Origin of the sequence: Phytobacter diazotrophicus, assembly GCF_052061655.1 — a bacterium.
Classification (GTDB): domain Bacteria; phylum Pseudomonadota; class Gammaproteobacteria; order Enterobacterales; family Enterobacteriaceae; genus Phytobacter; species Phytobacter diazotrophicus.
The window spans coordinates 2,485,401-2,504,167 of record NZ_CM125428.1 but is presented as its reverse complement, the minus strand read 5'-3'; the positions used below and the strand labels follow the sequence as shown (position 1 = coordinate 2,504,167).

At 49.0% G+C, this 18,767-nt stretch carries 18 protein-coding genes and 1 pseudogene; 10 read left to right on the top strand and 9 right to left on the bottom strand.

Going from position 1 to position 18,767, the window contains the following annotated elements; all coding sequences use genetic code 11:
* Positions 1–14: 14 nt before the first annotated feature.
* A pseudogene (locus ACS0RQ_RS12285) lies at positions 15–95 on the top strand (GNAT family N-acetyltransferase); the annotation flags it as partial.
* A gap of 120 nt (positions 96–215) precedes the next feature.
* Here the strand turns inward: ACS0RQ_RS12285 and ACS0RQ_RS12280 are convergent.
* From ACS0RQ_RS12280 to ACS0RQ_RS12270, 3 genes are all read right to left on the bottom strand, one after another.
* Positions 216–668 (bottom strand): GNAT family N-acetyltransferase, encoded by a 453-nt coding sequence (locus ACS0RQ_RS12280; protein WP_334634278.1) that lies wholly within the window; start codon positions 666–668, stop codon positions 216–218.
* Between the two features lie 172 nt (positions 669–840).
* A complete protein-coding gene (locus tag ACS0RQ_RS12275) occupies positions 841–1,152 on the bottom strand; it encodes a hypothetical protein (protein ID WP_271851950.1) in 312 nt (103 codons plus the stop codon).
* A 281-nt stretch (positions 1,153–1,433) separates the two neighbouring features.
* Positions 1,434–2,612, bottom strand: coding sequence for an alpha/beta hydrolase family protein (locus tag ACS0RQ_RS12270; protein WP_271851951.1), 1,179 nt, complete (start codon positions 2,610–2,612; stop codon positions 1,434–1,436).
* Between the two features lie 234 nt (positions 2,613–2,846).
* Here ACS0RQ_RS12270 and ACS0RQ_RS12265 point away from each other — a divergent pair, with 234 nt between their 5' ends.
* Positions 2,847–3,728 (top strand): AraC family transcriptional regulator, encoded by an 882-nt coding sequence (locus tag ACS0RQ_RS12265; protein WP_499079316.1) that lies wholly within the window; start codon positions 2,847–2,849, stop codon positions 3,726–3,728.
* Between the two features lie 27 nt (positions 3,729–3,755).
* On the opposite strand, the gene ACS0RQ_RS12260 is transcribed toward ACS0RQ_RS12265, so the two are convergent.
* Both ACS0RQ_RS12260 and ACS0RQ_RS12255 read right to left on the bottom strand, forming a co-directional pair.
* Positions 3,756–4,043, bottom strand: coding sequence for a hypothetical protein (locus ACS0RQ_RS12260; protein ID WP_271851953.1), 288 nt, complete (start codon positions 4,041–4,043; stop codon positions 3,756–3,758).
* 13 nt (positions 4,044–4,056) lie between these two features.
* The gene (locus ACS0RQ_RS12255) at positions 4,057–5,037 is read right to left on the bottom strand and encodes a quinone oxidoreductase family protein (RefSeq protein ID WP_271851954.1); all 981 of its coding nucleotides are present in this window, start codon (positions 5,035–5,037) and stop codon (positions 4,057–4,059) included.
* 107 nt (positions 5,038–5,144) lie between these two features.
* On the opposite strand from ACS0RQ_RS12255, the gene ACS0RQ_RS12250 reads away from it, so the two are divergent.
* From ACS0RQ_RS12250 to ACS0RQ_RS12240, 3 genes are all read left to right on the top strand, one after another.
* Positions 5,145–6,011, top strand: coding sequence for a LysR family transcriptional regulator (locus ACS0RQ_RS12250; RefSeq protein ID WP_271851955.1), 867 nt, complete (start codon positions 5,145–5,147; stop codon positions 6,009–6,011).
* 231 nt (positions 6,012–6,242) lie between these two features.
* Positions 6,243–6,626: a SecDF P1 head subdomain-containing protein gene (locus tag ACS0RQ_RS12245; protein ID WP_222555970.1), complete on the top strand. Its 384-nt coding sequence runs from the start codon at positions 6,243–6,245 to the stop codon at positions 6,624–6,626.
* 279 nt (positions 6,627–6,905) lie between these two features.
* Entirely contained in the window at positions 6,906–7,655 is a 750-nt protein-coding gene (locus tag ACS0RQ_RS12240) for an SDR family oxidoreductase (RefSeq protein WP_271849131.1), read from the top strand.
* A gap of 112 nt (positions 7,656–7,767) precedes the next feature.
* Here the strand turns inward: ACS0RQ_RS12240 and ACS0RQ_RS12235 are convergent, their stop codons facing one another.
* Positions 7,768–9,603, bottom strand: a complete 1,836-nt coding sequence (locus tag ACS0RQ_RS12235) for a M48 family metallopeptidase (RefSeq protein ID WP_271848882.1) — start codon at positions 9,601–9,603, stop codon at positions 7,768–7,770.
* 631 nt (positions 9,604–10,234) lie between these two features.
* On the opposite strand from ACS0RQ_RS12235, the gene ACS0RQ_RS12230 reads away from it, so the two are divergent.
* The 3 genes from ACS0RQ_RS12230 (at position 10,235) to ACS0RQ_RS12220 (ending at position 11,929) form a co-directional block, all read left to right on the top strand.
* Entirely contained in the window at positions 10,235–10,792 is a 558-nt protein-coding gene (locus ACS0RQ_RS12230) for a DcrB/PsbP domain-containing protein (protein ID WP_271848883.1), read from the top strand.
* A gap of 223 nt (positions 10,793–11,015) precedes the next feature.
* Positions 11,016–11,498, top strand: a complete 483-nt coding sequence (locus ACS0RQ_RS12225; RefSeq protein WP_041851468.1) for a cold-shock protein — start codon at positions 11,016–11,018, stop codon at positions 11,496–11,498.
* A 185-nt stretch (positions 11,499–11,683) separates the two neighbouring features.
* Positions 11,684–11,929, top strand: coding sequence for a YmjA family protein (locus ACS0RQ_RS12220; RefSeq protein WP_271848884.1), 246 nt, complete (start codon positions 11,684–11,686; stop codon positions 11,927–11,929).
* A gap of 98 nt (positions 11,930–12,027) precedes the next feature.
* Here the strand turns inward: ACS0RQ_RS12220 and ACS0RQ_RS12215 are convergent, their stop codons facing one another.
* A complete protein-coding gene (locus ACS0RQ_RS12215) occupies positions 12,028–12,921 on the bottom strand; it encodes a PhzF family phenazine biosynthesis protein (RefSeq protein ID WP_271848885.1) in 894 nt (297 codons plus the stop codon).
* A gap of 234 nt (positions 12,922–13,155) precedes the next feature.
* Between ACS0RQ_RS12215 and ACS0RQ_RS12210 the strand changes: the two genes are divergently transcribed.
* Both ACS0RQ_RS12210 and ACS0RQ_RS12205 read left to right on the top strand, forming a co-directional pair.
* The gene (locus ACS0RQ_RS12210; RefSeq protein WP_271848886.1) at positions 13,156–14,586 is read left to right on the top strand and encodes an EAL domain-containing protein; all 1,431 of its coding nucleotides are present in this window, start codon (positions 13,156–13,158) and stop codon (positions 14,584–14,586) included.
* 477 nt (positions 14,587–15,063) lie between these two features.
* Complete coding sequence (locus tag ACS0RQ_RS12205) at positions 15,064–16,626, top strand: methyl-accepting chemotaxis protein (RefSeq protein ID WP_041851472.1); 1,563 nt, start codon at positions 15,064–15,066, stop codon at positions 16,624–16,626.
* 137 nt (positions 16,627–16,763) lie between these two features.
* On the opposite strand, the gene ACS0RQ_RS12200 is transcribed toward ACS0RQ_RS12205, so the two are convergent.
* Complete coding sequence (locus tag ACS0RQ_RS12200; protein ID WP_271848887.1) at positions 16,764–17,306, bottom strand: GNAT family N-acetyltransferase; 543 nt, start codon at positions 17,304–17,306, stop codon at positions 16,764–16,766.
* A 38-nt stretch (positions 17,307–17,344) separates the two neighbouring features.
* Positions 17,345–18,556 carry an MFS transporter gene (locus ACS0RQ_RS12195; protein ID WP_271848888.1) on the bottom strand — a complete coding sequence of 404 codons (1,212 nt, stop codon included), beginning with the start codon at positions 18,554–18,556 and terminating at the stop codon, positions 17,345–17,347.
* Positions 18,557–18,767 lie beyond the last annotated feature (211 nt).

Here is an 18,767-nt window from a genome sequence, read left to right as displayed (position 1 = left end):
ATAAAGGGAAAACCATGCTGATACAGCAAGCGCCACAGCTTGAAACAGAGCGCCTGATTTTAAAGCAATATACGCTCGACGATTTCCCGGCGCTATTTTAAGGACTACATATGGTAATTGAACTGAGTTTTCTTGAAAAAATCGTCAATACAAAGAAGATGCCCTGGCCGTCTGACACAGGACACAATCGGCGCTGTGTCCAAAACGAGAATGTTCTACCGTGCTTGCTTTCTCAGGCAAAAGTGGTGTGTAACTTTATCCATATCACGTAAAGCAATAAAGCCGGCTCGTTCATAAAAAGTGAATGCCGATGATGGTGCGTTGGTGTTGATAAAATAAAACCAGAGGCCAGCATCTTTAAGTATTTCACTGAGCAAACCGCTGCCAACATGATTTCTTCTCCATGCCGTGTCTACATAGAGATGCCTCAGACGTCCGGTGCCAGTTATTTTCGTAAAGGGATCGATGTTAAGTCCGCACACGCCAACAATTAAATCATCAGCATAAGCCCCAAGCAGTTTTTCTCCGGGCCTGTCAAAGCGGTTCTGTCCGTTTAACCAATTTTCTTCCAGTCGGTGTAGCATGTTAAATCCTTCAACCATGCTCTTTAATTTTAACTCCGTAAACCCTGGGCTGGCCGGGGTAATGTTTGTGAATTGGATATTCATGAGCCGTTCCAATGATTTCGGTTTGCATAGCTTGGGCAGAATTGACCGCGCGTCCAGGGGAAATCTGCCGTGCCCGGATGTCCCCTGTACGCCAGAAGCGGCCCTAAGGGCATTAAATGAGTATGGATATTTTAAAAATTCGGGTAACCGACAGGTTGGCCCGGAAACGAAGCTAAAGCGGCGCAACGTTCTCAACTACATGCTGGAAAACGTAGGGATCGGAAAGTAGTTCAAATTCTTCGTTACTCGGGTACGTCACCGCTACGTGATAGCTTTCTCCGGCAAATGCCTTAACCGACTGCAGATCCTGCCAGTAAGTCGCCAGGAAAAAATGCTCCCATTCCCCCTGGGTTTCTCTACGCACAAAAGCGCCTCTGTTCCCAGATATGCTCTTTGAATGCTTTACACCAGTATTCTCAAGGTGTTTCGCAAAAGCTTCAGCATGTTTTAGCGGAACACAACCGTGCCAGGTCCTTACAATCATTAGTGTTTCCTCTTTTCGTGGTAAGAATGTAACCATACCATCGAAAGTCACTTTATGGCGTATTTTCCAATGAGTATGCCTCGTCACTCAAAAGCTCATTATTGGGATAAGCCAGCTTCCCTCTTCTTGTATGTCCGCTCCTCGCTCATAGCCCCCGCTCCAATATCTCGTTTTTACACTAACTACGCGCAGAGGGGTCTGATACCCCTCGTTTACCAGATAACGGTATCCTTCCCTGGTCATCTGACTTTTTCTGGTTGTGCCCCCCGGCAAGTTTGCTGTCACAAAACCTCACGCAACCAGGCATCCACCTCCTGCACAAGGCGCAGGGGATTGTTGCCCTGACAATGGGCGTCAGCGCCCGTTTCTGCATCCAGCATCGTTAATCGCTTATTCGCCGACGGAATGGCGTTGTGCCATTCGATGCTCTGCTGCTTCCATACGGCACCCTCCTGGCCGCCAACAACGGTGAGAAAGGGAACATTAACCTTGGCGGGAGCGGCGGCGGCGCTTTGCCACTTATCGGCCAGGGCTGTCAGGTTATCGACGCCAGCCTTCCAGAGCAGAACTTGCATATTGCGGTGGGCTGCTTCCGATGGAGCGTGCGTTTCTTTCTTCGTTGCTCCGGCGGCGGCAAGGAATAATTCTTCGGGACGTGAGAGCGCGGGTGTCGCGGCAATGGCCGCAAGACGTGGCTCTTCCGCTGCCGCACGGCAGGCGAAATAGCCTCCAAGGCTCATGCCGAGCATAGCCAGCTTCTGTGTATTCACGCCGAAACGGGCAACCAGAGTATCGATCACTGCACCGATCGGTCGTTCGATTTCAGCTTCCCAGTACAAGCTCTGTTCTGCCACCAACCCCTGCCCCGGCAGAGCGACCAGAGCAACCGCATAGCCGCGTTCCAGATAATAGCGCCCCTGTGACAGAAAACGGTCCTCATGGCAGGTATCCGCGCCACCGATAATCAGGATTGTCGGTGCTGCCTGGTCGTTTGCAGGGAAAAAATGGCCCGGTAATTTACCGCCGGAATAAGCGACCTCAAAGCGCGTTGTCGGTAAGCCCAATTCTTGCATGGCCTGATCAAACAACTCCTGGCCTTTGCGAAACAAAGCCGAAAAATATGCGCCCGGCAGGACGAACTGCCACGCTGAACGGTAGCAGGCAAACGCTTTAAGACGGGTTTCACCGGCTGCGCGCATTACGCCCTGTCCGGCCCAGCGCTCTGCCTGTGCCGCGAGCACCTCACCTTGCCGCTCGAAGGCCTGTGTCCAGGTGTCAGGGTTACCGTCCTCGATGTGCGACGCAATATGAAAGGCTTCGCCCACCGAAAGCCCGCCCGTCGGCCCCCAGCCCAACGCGCCGAGGAAGAATAAATCCATATTCGGATCGGCAAAGCGGTAACGCTGGGTAAGACGCGCTGTCGAGTAGTCGCCGCGTAACATGCTGTTTTGTTCGGTCATGATGGTTGTTCCTTTTTGGTTCGGAGCAGATCGTGTGGCGAAGGCGCTGTTTTGGATAATCTGGAAAAGTGAGGCCACTGACGAACCGTTTCACGTGCGTCGATTTGTTTAGTGAGTCCATCATTCTGATCACCGGCTGGTCAGCATCTGCTTACGGGATTTCCTCCGGAGAGAAAATGCGTCTGTCACAAAAAGGACTATAAGGAACTGGCAACCGGTCGTCATTGCGAAGAAATGACAAATTATTATTCAATCTTGCCACATGGCGAGACGTCTGAGCATAATGGTGGGATGCCAATACTTAATCAGTCGCTGGCCGGTGCCGATTGGATCGACCCGGACACACTCCCTCGCCCAATTGTAACAATGGGCTTTCTCCTCACTGACCTGAATGGGTTTGAGCTGGAAGCGCATGCCCACCAGAAAGGGCAGGTCATGTTTGTGCAAAAGGGCGCGCTGAGCTGTGAGGTTGCCGGAGGACTATGGATTGTGCCGCCGGGCAGCGCGATGTGGATACCCGGAGAGATCGTTCACAGTCTCAAGGCTGCGGGTGGCCTGGAGGGGTACAACACGTTCATTGCGTCAGACTTAGCGGCGGGCTTGCCTGCGACGTGCTGTGCCATATCGGTGACGCCTCTGCTGCGCGAATTATTGATCCGCTCTGCGCACCTTCCCGCTTTTTACCAACAGGGTGGCGCTGAAACCCGCCTTTTTGATGTGATGATCGATGAACTCACCACTGCCCCGCCCGAGAACCTTCACTTACCCATGCCTGCCGATGCACGTTTGCGCCGGATGGCGGACCTGATGCTTCAATCGCCAGCAGAAAAAGGAACGTTGAGCAACTGGGCAAAGCGGCTTGGCTTCAGCGAGCGAACGCTTGCGCGTCTGATAAGCCGACAGACCGGTATGAGTTTTGGCCGCTGGCGACAGCAACTGACGATCATGCTCGCTGTCGAATGGCTTGCAAAGGGATTATCGATCCAGCAGGTTGCCGGTTCGCTCGGCTACGAGAGCGTACCAAGCTTTACAACCCTTTTTCGCAAATTACTGGGAACATCTCCGGGGCGTTACATGGCAGAACGCCACCGGAATGCACAACTAATGAAGCGCTGAGCAGAGTTGTGGCGCGAGTTTCATCCATTACAGGCTGGTTTCGCTGGCATCCAGCGCATTAGGGATGTCTAATCGGAAGCTCATCAGGAATATCCAGTAGTTGAGATGACTGCTTTGTGCCAGAAGCGGATATTGTATGAACGTTAGTAATTTAGCAGGCTCATCCCCTTTATCTAATTTCTTGGATATCTCCTTAGCAGTACCTGAAAGGGACGACAAGGGTTGAATGATTGTCCTTAAGGGACATAAATCCAGCCTGGTCGTCACGTCACTGATACGGCATTCCTTTAAAGATGCCTGCGTCGCTCGTTTCATTCACGTCAGAGTCTCAATACTGAACCGTGAGAATGACACTTCCTGTTGTATGACCCGCCTCCAGAACCCGGTGTGCTTCTGCTGCGTCGGTAAGGGTAAATTCAGCGCCAATGTGATTTTCAAGTCCTGCCAACAGTGCTGACATAAGGTCGGCCGCTCCCTTTCTGTAAAGCGCAGCATCATCTGCATAGGCGAGTGAACTGGGTCGCATCAGTGCTATAGATCGAGCAAATCCCAGTTCTTCCACCCGCACAGGAGGTATAGGGCCGGCAGGCTGCCCAAGACTGGCGACAGTGCCAAAAGGGCGGACCACGCTGAGCGTTCTGGAGAGCATTGTTCCTCCGATACCGTCGATGGCCAGATGCACGCCATACCCTTCAGTGATGTCGCGGACTTTCTCCGGCCATGCGGCGTCTGTATGGAGCAAAACTTCACTCGCGCCAGCAAGGCGGGCCGTTGCCACTTTTTCCGGTGAGCCCGTTGTACCAATAACCCTGGCCCCCTTCATCGTTGCCCAGCGAGTCACTATCTGCCCCAGCCCCCCGGCAGCAGAATGAACCAGTATCCAGTCGCCAGCCCTGACTTCCCTTACTTTGTTGAGCAACATATGTGCGGTAAGGCCCCGAAGCATCGTACTACCGGCTGTACGTGTGTCCACACCATCCGGAATCCTGATGAGGCGGCTGGCAGGTATATTGCGGGATTCAGCATAAGCGCCCATCGGATTTCCCGTATAGGCAACGCGGTCACCTGCAGCAAAGGCGCTGACGTTACTGCCCGTTGCTGTGACTACGCCGGCCCCTTCAAAACCAGGCACCGCCTGGGGATATGGCTGGGGGTAGAGTCCTGAGCGAAAATAGATGTCAACGAAATTCACGCCGATTATTTCGTGTCTGATACGAACTTCATCGGGACCGGGACTGACTGACTCTCTTTCCACCGCTTTAAGAACCTCAGGGCCACCCGGCTGGCTGATAATCATTGCTAACGACATTATTTTTTCCTCACTTATGAAGTGAGAAAACTATAAATGAGTTTATTGCAGGAAGAATACAGGTATAAAAGCACCATACATGTGTAAAAATGCACAAGAGGTGAGATATGGACTGGCAGGATTTACATTTTTTTTTCGCCCTTGCCCGGTGTGGTTCCCTGTCTGCCGCGGCCAGGGAGCTTGGCGTGGACCACGCCACGGTGAGCCGCCGGATTGCAGCCCTTGAAAGTTCGCTGGGCCTCAGGCTCACAGAGCGCCTGCCACGCCGTACCATGCTTACCGGGCATGGGCGGATTATCGCCTCCAGCGCTGACGAAATGTACCGCATTGCAGACCGTATTCGAATCCAGGCGAGGTCATTGTGTGCCGAACCAGCCGTGCCTATAAATATCAGCGCGTCACCTGCCGTTGCAGCACACCTCATTGCGCCTGCTATAGCAGGCTTCACCCGGAAACATCCGGGTATCACGTTGTCATTATCCGGCGTTTCGCATCATGTTCTTCTGAATAAAAGTGAGGCTGACGTTGCGGTTCGCCTTGAAAGGCCTGACGATCCAGACCTGATGACAAGGCGTATAGGTACTATGCGCTTTGGTCTTTATGCTTCTCGGTTCTGGCAAGAAATTCCTCAGGAAGACTGGGTTTTTATTGCTTATGACAGCACGCTTGCACATGTCACGCAGCAGCAATGGCTTGAATCACTGCTGAACGGGCGGCGTGTTATCTTTCGGGCAAGCGATCTGATGGCGCAGCAACAGGCTGCCCGGAAAGGATTGGGCATCGTTACTTTACCCTGCTTTATGGGTGATAATGACAGCGAACTGGTAAGGCTGCAGGAAAATCTGCCTTCGCCCGTGAGGAACATTTGGCTGGTTGCCTACCCTGAAATTAAGCGTAATCACTCTGCTGTCGTGGTGATGGATTTCCTTGCTGAAATCATTGGCCGGTCCTGCCCGCCTGACAAGAATATCTGAGTTTTTCTTGTTAATTTCTCATGTTATATGTCTGACAGGGCTTCCCGTTAATTAATATCGGTACGATTTGAGTTTTATCTCCGCCAGGTATGATTCAAACTCACCTGTTCGCTTTTCACTCTTAGCGGGCATTATCTGATGCAACGTCTACTTTGTGTCAGGCGCAGGCATTAATAATGTTGAGATATGTTAATTTATGGGGAGCAGGTCAACAAACAAAAGGAGAAGAAGATGCAAATCAAGTTTGGGGTGTTGTTACTCGCGGTGCTTGTGCCATTGACATCGACTGCAGCAAAAGGGAGTTTGTTTTTTTCGGTCGGTAATGAGAAAACTTCTTTTGACTCTGGATGTGTAAAGTCAATTGATTATGTAGAGAAGGATGAGACAGGTGCAGAGAATTTAATCTTTAGATTTTCCGATGAATGTGGCAAAAGGTTGTCGGACATGACCCGACAGAATATCGGAAAGCATATGACCATCGCCTACGATGATAATAAAATCACTTCCGCTGTGATTGCCTCGCGCCTGAGTACCAGCTTCAGAATATCCACAAAAGACATACCAAGAACACTGTTGATGCAAATACTTAATGATTATGAAGATGTTCGTGATTAACCAGAAAAAAGCGGCAAATAATCATAATTTATTTGGCAATGTAAAAGTCATTCATAAATACAATGTCCGCTTTTCGCTCATAGCAGACCTTCAGATCAGTCAGTTTGACCGCTCCGAGCCAACAGCGGACGTTACTACTCCCCAGGCTCGCATTAATCAGTTTACGGTGCGGCTTATTCATCTTCCTCCTATACAAATGGCACGAACGGAAAGATATCACTCCCCCTCCTCCTGTATATCTACATCCACACAGAGTCATTAAGAAAGGGAGGCATGGAGATGCTCAGAGGTAAAAGAGCGGTTATTACCGGTGGAGGTGGAGGATTTGGCCAGGCACTGTGCGTGTGGCTGGCCCGAGAGGGTGTCGAAGTGGATTTTTGCGCGCGGCGGGCTGAAGATATTCAAAAAACCTGCAGCATCATCACTGCTGAAAGCGGCATTGCAAAAGGGTATATCTGTGATTTAGCCCGATCTGAATCCGTTTCTCAGTTTTCTTCACAGCTTTTAACCTCAGACAAGCCCATAGACATTTTAATTCTCAATGCCGCTCAGTGGTTGTCAGGGAGCTTAGACGATCAGCCTGACACAGAAATTATTAATACCGTCAGTTCAGGTCTGACAGGTTCGATCCTGTTGACTCAGGCGTTGTTACCTGGGTTAAGACGTTCAGACAGTGCGGATATCATCTCAATAATATCTTCATGTGGCGTCCCGAATTTTACGGACTCAATTGCGCATCCCGCTTTTTTCGCCAGCAAACACGGTCTCAGCGGGTTTACAACTAAACTGTCGCAGCAGTTGTCCGAAGAAAATATCCGTGTTACCGGGCTGTATCCGCCGGATTTCGAACTTACAGGGTTAGAGACGTCTGTCGATGGTCAATCCAGGATGGGGGAACGTCTTTTGAATGGACGATCGGTCTGGGAAACGATTCGTTTCGTGCTGACGCAACCGCGCAGTTGCCATATCAGTAGCATCTACTTTCAAGGTCCAACTCGCGAGGACCTGAGTGGCAGGTCAAACGCCTGAGGCTCGGCTTTTCCCATGACAGCCTTGCCTAATCACGCAGCGAAAAGCTCATTAATAATGATGAATAAAAGTTGTAGCTCAACCCCTGTCACAGGGTTGAGCCACTGCTTATTTATGCGTCGTGCTGAGTCACCGTTTCGGGTTGTTGCAGCAGCGACCGTACCGTCTGATGGCGGTGCCAGTACCAGGCCAGCACTTGTTTGAATCTCTCAATCTCTTTCTTCAGGCCCGGCAGAGGAATTTTGCTGCGTTTTTTGCCGTGGGCGTTCGGCTGCACATGTTGTACGTGCAGGGTATCCCGGCCAAAATTTCTGAGGACGTTGATATTCTTAACATTATCCCAGTCCAGCAGTTCAGCCGTTTTCGGCAACACAATGCCCTGCCAGGTGATTTCGACCTGCGAACCGTCTTTCAGCGTAAAGGGAACATTCGGGAAATACTTAAGGACCAGTGCGGTCTCCTCTTCTCCCGTGGGCTGATAGCGCCAGGCCAGGCTCTCTTCATGCGTAGACGAGAAATCACGCTCATATTTCTGCCAAAGCTGCTGTTCGATGTTGTCGGCAACGGGCATTAAATCAACCCAACTCTCCGTCGGGAGTTCCGCTGCCACCGCAGCATAGGCGGTTTCTTCAACAGAAAAACCAACGTTACGCATCCTCTCAGTCAGCGGTGGGTGTGAATCAAAAGGATGCGGCACATTATGTTCACGCATGGCACTGATAAAACCGGGCGAATTTACATGTGCAGGCAAACCGGCGGCGATGGTTTTGCGGATCCCCAGTTCACTCTCATGCAGCGCGTTATTGGCAAAGAGCTCCCTCTCAACTTCATAGCGATAACTCGCATACGCTGAAATTTTGATCAGGGATTCGATGATCGCGGCAGGTGAAATGAGCGCGGAGGCATTGCTATCGGCAACGAACTCACGTTCACGGCTGTTGCGTTGCCATGCCAGTTCAAACAGCATGCGATACAAATACAGCGGATAGTAGACGATGAGCGTGGCCACATTCTCGCTCATCAGGGCAATATAGAGATCGAAACGGTGCAGCTTTGGCCCCAGTAACGCACCCGATGCCGTGTCGCCTTCATGCAGGTGAGTCAGTTCATGAACCATGACGCCATCAGCCTGCGCAAGCGTCAGTTGGCGCAACAGCGGAATACTGACATAGAGTTTGCGGCCCGTTAACAGATGGTCATTAACGCGCAGCGGTGCTTCTGTTACGTAGAAATTGGTGTCGATACCGGCAATAACATGGTCAGGCGGAGTTGTTCCTACTCTGGCAGCCAGCGCATCAATCCGTGACCACAGTGCAGGGGCGGCTTCGCGGCTCACGACTTCGCCTTCGATATTCTCCTCAGGCGGGAGCTTTTTAAAGATGCCTTTGATGATGTAGTAGATACCCGCCAGCACCATCAATCCGACTAATATAACCAGTTTTGGATAGTAGGTTTGTGTGAAGAAGGCGGTTCCCCAGAAAGAGAGCCAGACCAGCATCCCCCCTTGAACAATCACTTCAAGTGAACCTGCTAACATCAGGAATGGCCGTGCCAGCATCAGGCTTAACAACTGGCTCTTACGGTTTCTGAAGGCCAGCGCGCTGAATAACACGATCATCAGCAGTACAAAACAGCCGGCAATCAACGTCCAGAATGCAACGTTGTCCATCATGTAGAACTGCCAGAGTTCAGAACCCGGTGCGCAGACCGCTTTTTTATAGTTGAGCAGATCTTCGGTAACCGGGCCGCAAACGCTTGAAGGTGGATTCTCTTGCAGGAACCCGGCAAGTTTCCCGGCATCCTGGTGTTGTTTTTGTGCATCCTCAATAAAGAATTGCGTGTATTCCTGATTGAGTGATCTATTCCCGTACTCAGCAAAGCCTAATGTGATTGCTGGTATAAGAAACAGGGTTAACAGTAGCCAAAAAAGTACTTTTGTATAACCCATTTTCAATTCCGTTATGCTTTTCAACGTTATTAACTCATCCACTGTTTATAATGGGAAAAACTGCTTTCGCGGAAACTACCGGAAGGCGTTTATGTACAAGTTAAAGAGGAAAGTACCCTCTTACTATGCTTACACTATTTTACAAATGGTAGATTCTGATTGTAAACCTACCTTTGTTAGTAATGGAAACGGCAAAGTTATTTTCAGCAGCAATTTCAGTTTGGGATGGGCACAATGGTTGCAGTATTAAATTAAGGCCTCTGAAAAAATCAGGAAAATATCTTGTTTAACCGTGACGTTACTGAGTAAGCACCAAGGATAATTCATGCTATAAACTATATTTACCACAATAAAAACAACAAGTAACAAATCATCCCTTGGTTAACAACACCTGTTCGTGCGCAATAGGATAATTCGTAATTTGCATTATTATTTTTCATATCAATAAAGATAAGGAGACTCTACCTTTATGTTCCCACCCTTTATTTGTGTGGTTTTACCTGCGTTTTCGGGCATAAAAAAGGAATTCGAAATGGAATATGCTATCCCGCCTTGCTGCCTGCTTACTTAGCTTCTACGCTGTAACCCCTGCATTTTTAAAAAAAGGAAATAACACCATGAGGAGCTCACCATGAAGTTCAAGAATATATCTAACCTGTCAGCCGCAATATTCTTTAGCGTAACGCTGGGTTGCACAGTTAATGTGGCATCAGCCGCCGAAGTGCAGACGACGGAACAAAAAGCTGCCACGACTGAAACAATCTCTCTTCTGGATGGAAAGCAGGAATTCCAATTACAGGGCTATGAGGTTCAGCCTGTTCCTGGCGGTACGCCTGGGAAAATGTATGTCAATAAACAGGCTAAACGTGTGCTCATTATTGGCGAAGAAGAAATTCCGTTGGCGGCCCGTGCTGCCAGTGAAGATGATTTTCTCACTGGCCTGAAATCCATTAAAGATCAGCAGAAGCAAGCCTCTCCCTCTTATAAGGTTGTCAGTGAAAAAACGGAGCACGTGAAGGGATTGAAGGTTTATCACATTGAAGCCACCAGCAATATGGACGGTACTGACGTGTTTCAGGCAACCTTAATTGCTGTCGCCAACAAAAAATTCACCATTATTCAGGTCATTTCGAACCAGAAAGATAAACCGGGTCACATCACAGCGGTAAACAATATTCTTGGCAAATGATTTGACAGGCGCGCCCGGGAAGGCCCGGGGGCGTCTGTTCCCCTCCCCCTCTTCCCGGAGGAGCAAGGTAACTGAACCTGCACACTCGCAGACTTTAGCGCATCACCTCGACATCCCCCAACTTTATCACTCACACTTAATCCAAAGACGTAGTCTGCGCGGGCATTGTGCTTTACACTGCGCGCTGCAAAAATTGAGTAGATAAACGATTAATCAGGCGGTAATGGCGATGAACGGAACAATCACAACGTGGTTTAAAGATAAAGGTTTTGGATTTATCAAAGATGAAAACGGCGAAAACCGGTACTTTCATGTGATTAAGGTCGCCAACCCTGATCTTATCAAGAAAGATGCCGCAGTGACCTTCGAACCAACCACCAACAACAAAGGCTTGTCCGCGTATGCGGTCAAAGTTATCCCGGAAAGCAAGTACATTTATATTGCAGGTGAGCGCCTGAAACTCGCCTCGATCAAGTCTTTCGTGGTGTTCAGCGAAGAAGTGCCAGTTGAAACCGGAATCGATAAAGAAAATGCAGTGCTGTCGGTGGGGCTTCTGATGAACAACATCAAGCCGAAATCCGCGCAGAAACCTGGCGAAATGCGCTCGGTAAAAAAACTGGCGATCACCACCTTCCAGGGCACGACATTAATCTTCTCGGAAGATGAAATTGACGTTGAAGCCACGGTGAAAATGCTCAAAGTCTGACATCATCAGGCTGACCCTGTACCGACCTCGTGCGGGGTCCATTCGCCGCCTGTCGGCACGATTTTCAGCCCCTTTTGGATGTTGCCGTATTAATCCGGCAATTTTCGCTCGGGCAGTAAAATAAGACTGCTATTATCTAAACCACATCGGCAGCATCAACTGGCTCAGACCTTAGGGAAAGACTTATGAACAACGAAATACCGCTTAAATTTTATGACATCGTGGATGAGTATTCGACGGAAAGCGAGAAGCCGGTGAGCGAGCAAGAACGCGATACCCTGGCGCACTATTTCCAGTTGCTGATCACCCGTTTAATGAATAACGAAGAGATCAGCGAAGAAGCGCAGCAAGAGATGGCCCGCGAAGCCGGTATCAGTGAAAAGCGTATCGATGACGTCGCGAATTTCCTCAATCAATGGGGCAACGAGTAACGCCCCATCAGTCTGTATCGGGAAGGCGGCAGCCTGCGGTGACTGTCCCCTTCTCGCTTAGCGTCTGCCTGGCGCACTCATGCCAGGCGGATATGACCTCACAGCGTAAACGACCCTTCCATCGTGATCACACTGTTGCCGCCCACCCGTACAACCGGTTTGCCCTGCGAGGCGTCATACTCTGCCAACAGCAGGCTGGCACGCCCCATATCCACCCCCTGACTTATGCGCAAAGAGAGCGTGGTCTTAGCGTGAAGCGAAGCCAGCAGCGCCGTCACTGCAGCCGTCGCACTGCCTGTCGCCGGGTCTTCGGTCATCCTCGGCGTAAACATCCGCGCCTGCAAATCACAATCCTCTTCCTGTGTTGTGTCCAGGGTATAGGCATAAATGGACACGGCGCCGTCCAGTGGCAGAACAGCCCGGAAACCTTGTAAATTCGGTACGCAGCGGCGTAGCGCATCGCGGGAGGCGAGCTCCACAATCAGAAATGGCAGCCCCACCGAGGCTACCAGCGGCTGATGTAAAGCCGTGCTGATGCAGTCTGCCTCCAGCGACAGACAGGCGGCGACCTGCTCCGGGCGCACTTCAGAACGGCAGGTTAACGGCTCCGGCACCCGTAGTTCGGCCCCGCTCATCACACCATTCTTTTTGAGCAGACGAACGGGTACCAGACCCGCCGCTTCTTCAAACTGCAATATCTCAGGCAGTGTCTCGCCGTTCGCAGCCGCATAGCTTGCCAGCACAAAGGCAGTGCCGACATTGGGATGCCCGGCGAAAGGAATTTCCCGCGTGGGGGTAAAAATGCGCACATGCGCCGTGTTTGCCCTGTCGGCGGGCGGCAGTACAAACGTCGTTTCGCTGTAGCCGAACTCAGCGGCAATCTGCTGCATTTGCGTGGAGCTCATCCCCTGTGCATCTAAGACGACGGCGACGGGGTTGCCAACAAACGGGGTATCCGTAAAAACATCTGCGATGACATAACGTCTTTTCATTCTTAGACCTGAATTCAATGAGGTACATAACCACGAGTATCACAATTTAGCGGTCAGCACACCTGCCAGTTTTATTAGCATAAAAAATATCATGTATAGTAGACTCAATCGCTGCCTCTTTTTAAAAAAGGAATCAGATATGAAAAACGAGACGAGAAAACCCTTAATCCGTATTTGTCAGGGTCTGCACTGAAAATGATTATTTCTCAATTATAAAATATTTCAGGAGATCGCATGCATACATTAGTGAGTTCATCTGTTTCTTTTTTTGAATCTTACATTCAAAAACTACCCCGCTGTAATCATACAAGACGGCAATATTTCTTACTTTTTCTGACCGGTATTATCTGTTTGACAGGCGGTGCGGCATGGAGCGCGGCATATCTATTTGCTGGCAAGCCGTATATCTCCGTATTATGTTTATCTGTTATTCTTGTTGGGTTTTATGCCATCAAGATAGTATTCAATGGGATCACAAAGAAAAACACGCTTATATTTTCTCATATGATATTGATTGTATGCATTTTGATCCCTTTGACAGATTATCCGCTTGACGCCATACCCCGCTCATCCCACTCTTACCTGTTGGTATACGCGGTTGGCGGGGCTTTATTTCTCAGGCATGAGCGGTTCTATGTAAAAACAGTGATGCCCTTTATTGCCTTTGCATTCTATTTGATCTACGCGGTGTCAGATATCTCCTTCACCAGTGAGTTACTTCATCCTCCCGAACACATCATGACCACAGGTGTTTTCATAAACTATTTTACTTCTGTTGCGCTTATTTTTGGGATATTAATCATCTTCCGGGGTGATTACACTAACGAGAAGTATCTCACCTATGCGTTATCGAAAGCTATAAAAACAAACCAACTTTCTGTCTATTATCAGCCACAAATCAATCGCCAGGGAAAAGTGGTTTCAGCAGAAGCCTTACTGCGCTGGAAACATCCCGTCAGAGGGTTTATACCACCAGATTATTTCATCCCGATTGCTGAGGCATCCGGATTAATTTTACCAATCGGCTATTGGATTTTAGAGCGCGTGAGCAATGATATCCACGCGATAAAAGATAAGATAAAAGACATCACTGTTTCTGTAAACATAAGCCCCATACAGTTGATGGATGCTGAATTCCCCGACACATTAGACAGCATTCTCAATAAAAACAAGCTTAGCTTCAAAAGTATTAAATTTGAAATCACCGAAGGTGCTTTTATTTATGATAAGAAGTACATATTAAATGTCATGAATGATATCGCCCGCAAAGGTGCGTTATGGTCACTTGACGACTTAGGCTCTGGTTACTCTTCATTAAATATCTTAAATGAAATGCCATTCAGTGAAGTAAAAATCGATAAGCATTTATTAAAAGGTATTGACCATAGTTTAAAAAATAGAGTGATTTTAGAAAAAATCATCGAGATTGCAAACGATGTTGGTATGAACATCGTCGTCGAGGGTATTGAAACACAAACCATGGCTGACACCGTTTTTAAAATGGGGTGCGATCTGCAACAAGGCTACCTTTATGCAAAGCCGATGCCTTTAGATGAGTTCTTATTATTTTGCGAGCAAAGTAAGACACACGTTGCCAGCGATAATCCGGATGTCACTGATGCTTATTTTCCACCATGTCTGACTGATAATAATGATCAGGCGTGACAGATAATGGCGGCGGTAGCCGCTTCGCCTGACAGAAGCGTTTTATAAGGTAATTTCAGAAAAGAGAGGGAAAAGCACGAAACGCAGGCCAATGCGCTATCAGATCGACTGCGATTAGTGAAGAATCGCTTATGTCCATTGCGTCATCTCTTTATCTGCTGGAACCATGCCATCATCTAATCATGATCGTCTCTTTTTAAATTCCCTTAGCAATTCGGCGGTTAAAAGCCAACTTCTTCCTTTTCAATACAGATTGCGAATAATAGCACAAATCGTTCAATAAATTTGTTGCATTAAATTTATGCAACATTCCATCGATCAATCGAATTAACTCCAATAGACATAAACTATCAATAATTTAATTTTTTTAGTTTTTAACGATCAATAGCTAAGCATAATCGGCTTTATGCCGATGTGTATTAAATGCCCTCTGCAGGAGCAGAGAGGCATAACTTCAAATTTAACAAGGAAAGAATAATGAAAAAAGTTAAGACCAACAGTCAAACACAAGGTTTAAGTATCAAAAATAAAATATTACTGGCATTTAGTGTGATATTGCTTTTGATGGTTTTTATTTCAGCAAACTCTCTATTCAGGCTTAATGAAGCCAAAGATAAAATATCCAAGATCGTAACGGAAGACTATCCAACGACTGCCCTTGGCAATAATGTCATAAGAGAGGTCAATAACGCGACAACGTTATTACTTAACGCAATTATAGAAAAAGAACCAGAGAGAAAAGATCAGCTTTTGCAGGCATTGAATGCTAAAAGTAAAGACGTAACGGCGTTATATGAACAGCTAAAGGAAAAAGCAGACGATGAACCCTCACAATTATTATTAAATAAGATATCTGAATTTCGCTCAGCTTACATTCAGTCACGCGCTTTAGTGATAAAAAATCTTAAAACCGATCCTGAGGCCGCCGTCAGTGAGTACACCACTCACACCCGCGCTTATGAAAGTCAGTATCAGGGGAAAATAATGGAATTTATCGATCTGCAACGTAATGAAATGCAGACATCCTATACGGGTTTTCTCGGTGACTATGCCGTGAGCAAGGCGACCATGATCGTTGTTTCACTGATCTGTTTGGCCCTTGGTATCATCATGGCTATTCTGATTTCACGTGCTATTGTCCGCCCTATCAATCATGCTGTAAGCGCAGCAACCCGTATTGCAGAGGGCGATCTGGGTACCGATATTGTCATCACCTCTAAAGATGAAACGGGAATTCTGACAGGGGCTATTGCCCATATGCAGCAAGAATTACGAAAAATTGTGACGGAAATTCGCAGTGGTGCGGAAAATATCGCGACGGGCGCCTCTCAAATCATGGCTGGCACGCGGGATTTGTCAGCGCGAACGGAGGAACAAGCCAGCTCTGTAGAACAAACCGCCGCTTCGATGGAGCAAATTTCCGTAACGGTGAAAAATACCGGCAGTAATACGGCAAATGCTTCCCTCCTTTCAGAAAATGCCAGCATCACGGCCAAAGATAATGAAAAGTTAATGTCATCTCTCACCCACGAGATCCACAATATCACCAATTCAGCGGACAAAATGTCTGACATTATTAGTCTGATCGATTCTATTGCTTTCCAGACCAATATTCTGGCACTTAACGCAGCGGTCGAAGCCGCCCGCGCAGGTGAACACGGAAAAGGATTTGCGGTCGTTGCCCAGGAAGTTCGCGTTCTCGCGCAAAAAACCGCAAATTCATCAAAAGATATTCGTTCTCTGATTGAAAATTCCATGCAGCAAAGTTCCCGCGGCCTGGATATGGTGCGCCAGGTGAGCGGCAAAATGGATGGTCTGGTGCAAAACGTCGATAGCGTCTCAAATATACTTAAAGAGATCGAACAGGCGAGCCTGGAACAAAGCGAAGGGGTGCATCAAATTAATATTGCCATCGGTCAGATTGATACCACGACCCAGCAAAATGCGGCCCTGGTTGAAGAGTCTGTGGCAGCATCAGAAATGCTTAATGAACAGGCCAGAGTGCTTAAAGATCTGGTCAGTGTATTTAAAATGGCCTGAATGCCCGTATAACATCTGTTATTTATAGTTAATGACCAGACAATCCGGTAATACATTAACACGGTTACCGGATTGTCTTATTTATCGCAAGGAAACCTGACAGTTGAGCCAGCGCACTGCCAGGCGACATCGCGACCTCAGCCCCTTGCTTGCCACTCTTTTTTAAGCAGCGCATAGACAAAAGTAGAGTCGTAACGTTCTTCGCCCTCTTCATCTGTGAACGAGACAAACTCCTTAAAGCAGCCTTCCTGTCGCATATGCAGACGGGCACAGAGTTTTTGCGACGGCAGATTATAGTCTTCCACATAGGCATACAGGCGCCGGGCCTCTTTTTGCGTAAACAGATAAGCAAACAGCGCGCTCACCGACGCGGTGGCAAATCCCTGCCCTTCGTACTGCGGGTTGAAGTGCCAGCCTACACTCCAGGTATGCGGATCGGGCTCGCCGCTGTTATCGGCAAAAAGATGCCCCACAAGCGCGTCACTTTCTTTAAGGCACACCGCGAACTGGCTCTCATCGCTGGCGCGTTTGGCCACCTCTTCTTCGGCTTCTGCCAGGGAACGCATTTTCTCATCATAAAAACAAGGCACACGCGGCGATGCCATATAAGCAAAAAACGCCGCCGCGTCTTTACGGTGAAAACGCCGAATAATAAGCCCTGGCATGGTCGTTAAAATCATCTCACTCCCCTGTTCATTATTTTCCCTTTCGCGCCGCCTCAATAAGATCGTCGCTCTTCGCGAGTTCCATAAAAAAAGCGGCGCAGAGTCCAGATAAGCAGCGCCAGTAACGCAATTGCCCCCAGCACCGCAAAAGCCACGCTGTAGGAGTATTTTGCCGCAATAGTACCCGCAAGGCCCGGACTGAATGCCGCACCAGCTCCCTGCAACAGCATGACAAAGCTTTGTCCGGCATTGGTATGACCGCTGCCTTCCAGCAACTTGACGATGTAGCCCGGAACCGCAACACCCAGAAGGCCTGCCGCCACGCCATCCATAATCTGCACCGGTATCATAAAGAGCGGGTCGGCTGAGGTACAGGCCAGCGCCGCACGCAGCGGCAGCACTATTAATGCCGCCGCAATCAGTAGCGGGTAGCCATATTTTTCCGCTCTGGCCGCCGCGAATAAGGCTACGGGGATCATCACCAGTTGTGAAATGACAACCGTCGCCGCCGCATACACGCCCGCGCTTATCTCCCCGCCCGGCGCCGATGCCACGCGCATACTGAGCATCGGCAACAGCGCGGCGTTAGCCAGATGAAAAAGCAGCAGCGTGACCCCGAGAGTAATGACCGCAGGATGTGTGATAATAACGGACAATTTGGGAAGCGCCGCAGGATCCGCGCTGGCGCTTAATCCACGAGCGACGCGGTTATCAATATCCTCATGGCGAATAGCAAACACCGCCATCGTGGCGCAAATCGCCATACCGGTCATCAAAATGAACACGGCATCTGTGCCAAAGTAGAACACCAGCACACCCGCCAGTATTGCGGCGCTCATATTTCCGCCGTGGTTAAACGCCTCGTTTCTGCCCATTTGATGGTTAAAGCCGGATGAGCCGGTTAACCCAAGCGTGATGCCAGTCAGCAAAGGGGCAATAAAAGCCGCAGACACGCCCGTGACGAGCTGAGAAAAGCCGACGATATAGAGTGTCGGGAATACCCAGAGCAGCAGCGTCGCGGCGGTGATAAGCAGACCGCAGGTAATAAGAATTGCCCGCTTATGCCGTGACGCATCAGCAACCAGCCCGGAGGGCATCGTGGCAAGCAGGCCTGCCAGACCACCAAGCGTCATCATCCAGCCAATGCTGTCGGTTTGCCAGTGATGTTCAGTGAGGAAGATCCCTAAAAAAGGGCCAAGACCGTCCCTGACATCCGCCATGAAAAAATTCACTAAACACAGTGCCTGTAGCGATCGTAAAGACATGAAACCTCTTCTTAGGTGGCAATCCAGCGATGGTCTCGCATTCACAAAACGGAAATATGTGCCGTTGTTTGCACGCGGCCCTTCACGCATTCCATTTTAAAATCAGCAGGTTGAAAACCTACGTGTCGCGTAATACTCACAAGAAGAGAGAGTAGCGAGTTTTCAAGTCAGTAGCATGATACATAAATGTAACAAATGATTCCGCTGGGCT

Coding starts and splice junctions, on each gene's coding strand:
- ACS0RQ_RS12280 (WP_334634278.1), bottom strand. CDS start 668: ATGAATATCCAATTCACAAACATTACCCCGGCCAGCCCAGGGTTTACG.
- ACS0RQ_RS12275 (WP_271851950.1), bottom strand. CDS start 1,152: ATGATTGTAAGGACCTGGCACGGTTGTGTTCCGCTAAAACATGCTGAA.
- ACS0RQ_RS12270 (WP_271851951.1), bottom strand. CDS start 2,612: ATGACCGAACAAAACAGCATGTTACGCGGCGACTACTCGACAGCGCGT.
- ACS0RQ_RS12265 (WP_499079316.1), top strand. CDS start 2,847: ATGACAAATTATTATTCAATCTTGCCACATGGCGAGACGTCTGAGCAT.
- ACS0RQ_RS12260 (WP_271851953.1), bottom strand. CDS start 4,043: ATGAAACGAGCGACGCAGGCATCTTTAAAGGAATGCCGTATCAGTGAC.
- ACS0RQ_RS12255 (WP_271851954.1), bottom strand. CDS start 5,037: ATGTCGTTAGCAATGATTATCAGCCAGCCGGGTGGCCCTGAGGTTCTT.
- ACS0RQ_RS12250 (WP_271851955.1), top strand. CDS start 5,145: ATGGACTGGCAGGATTTACATTTTTTTTTCGCCCTTGCCCGGTGTGGT.
- ACS0RQ_RS12245 (WP_222555970.1), top strand. CDS start 6,243: ATGCAAATCAAGTTTGGGGTGTTGTTACTCGCGGTGCTTGTGCCATTG.
- ACS0RQ_RS12240 (WP_271849131.1), top strand. CDS start 6,906: ATGCTCAGAGGTAAAAGAGCGGTTATTACCGGTGGAGGTGGAGGATTT.
- ACS0RQ_RS12235 (WP_271848882.1), bottom strand. CDS start 9,603: ATGGGTTATACAAAAGTACTTTTTTGGCTACTGTTAACCCTGTTTCTT.
- ACS0RQ_RS12230 (WP_271848883.1), top strand. CDS start 10,235: ATGAAGTTCAAGAATATATCTAACCTGTCAGCCGCAATATTCTTTAGC.
- ACS0RQ_RS12225 (WP_041851468.1), top strand. CDS start 11,016: ATGGCGATGAACGGAACAATCACAACGTGGTTTAAAGATAAAGGTTTT.
- ACS0RQ_RS12220 (WP_271848884.1), top strand. CDS start 11,684: ATGAACAACGAAATACCGCTTAAATTTTATGACATCGTGGATGAGTAT.
- ACS0RQ_RS12215 (WP_271848885.1), bottom strand. CDS start 12,921: ATGAAAAGACGTTATGTCATCGCAGATGTTTTTACGGATACCCCGTTT.
- ACS0RQ_RS12210 (WP_271848886.1), top strand. CDS start 13,156: ATGCATACATTAGTGAGTTCATCTGTTTCTTTTTTTGAATCTTACATT.
- ACS0RQ_RS12205 (WP_041851472.1), top strand. CDS start 15,064: ATGAAAAAAGTTAAGACCAACAGTCAAACACAAGGTTTAAGTATCAAA.
- ACS0RQ_RS12200 (WP_271848887.1), bottom strand. CDS start 17,306: ATGATTTTAACGACCATGCCAGGGCTTATTATTCGGCGTTTTCACCGT.
- ACS0RQ_RS12195 (WP_271848888.1), bottom strand. CDS start 18,556: ATGTCTTTACGATCGCTACAGGCACTGTGTTTAGTGAATTTTTTCATG.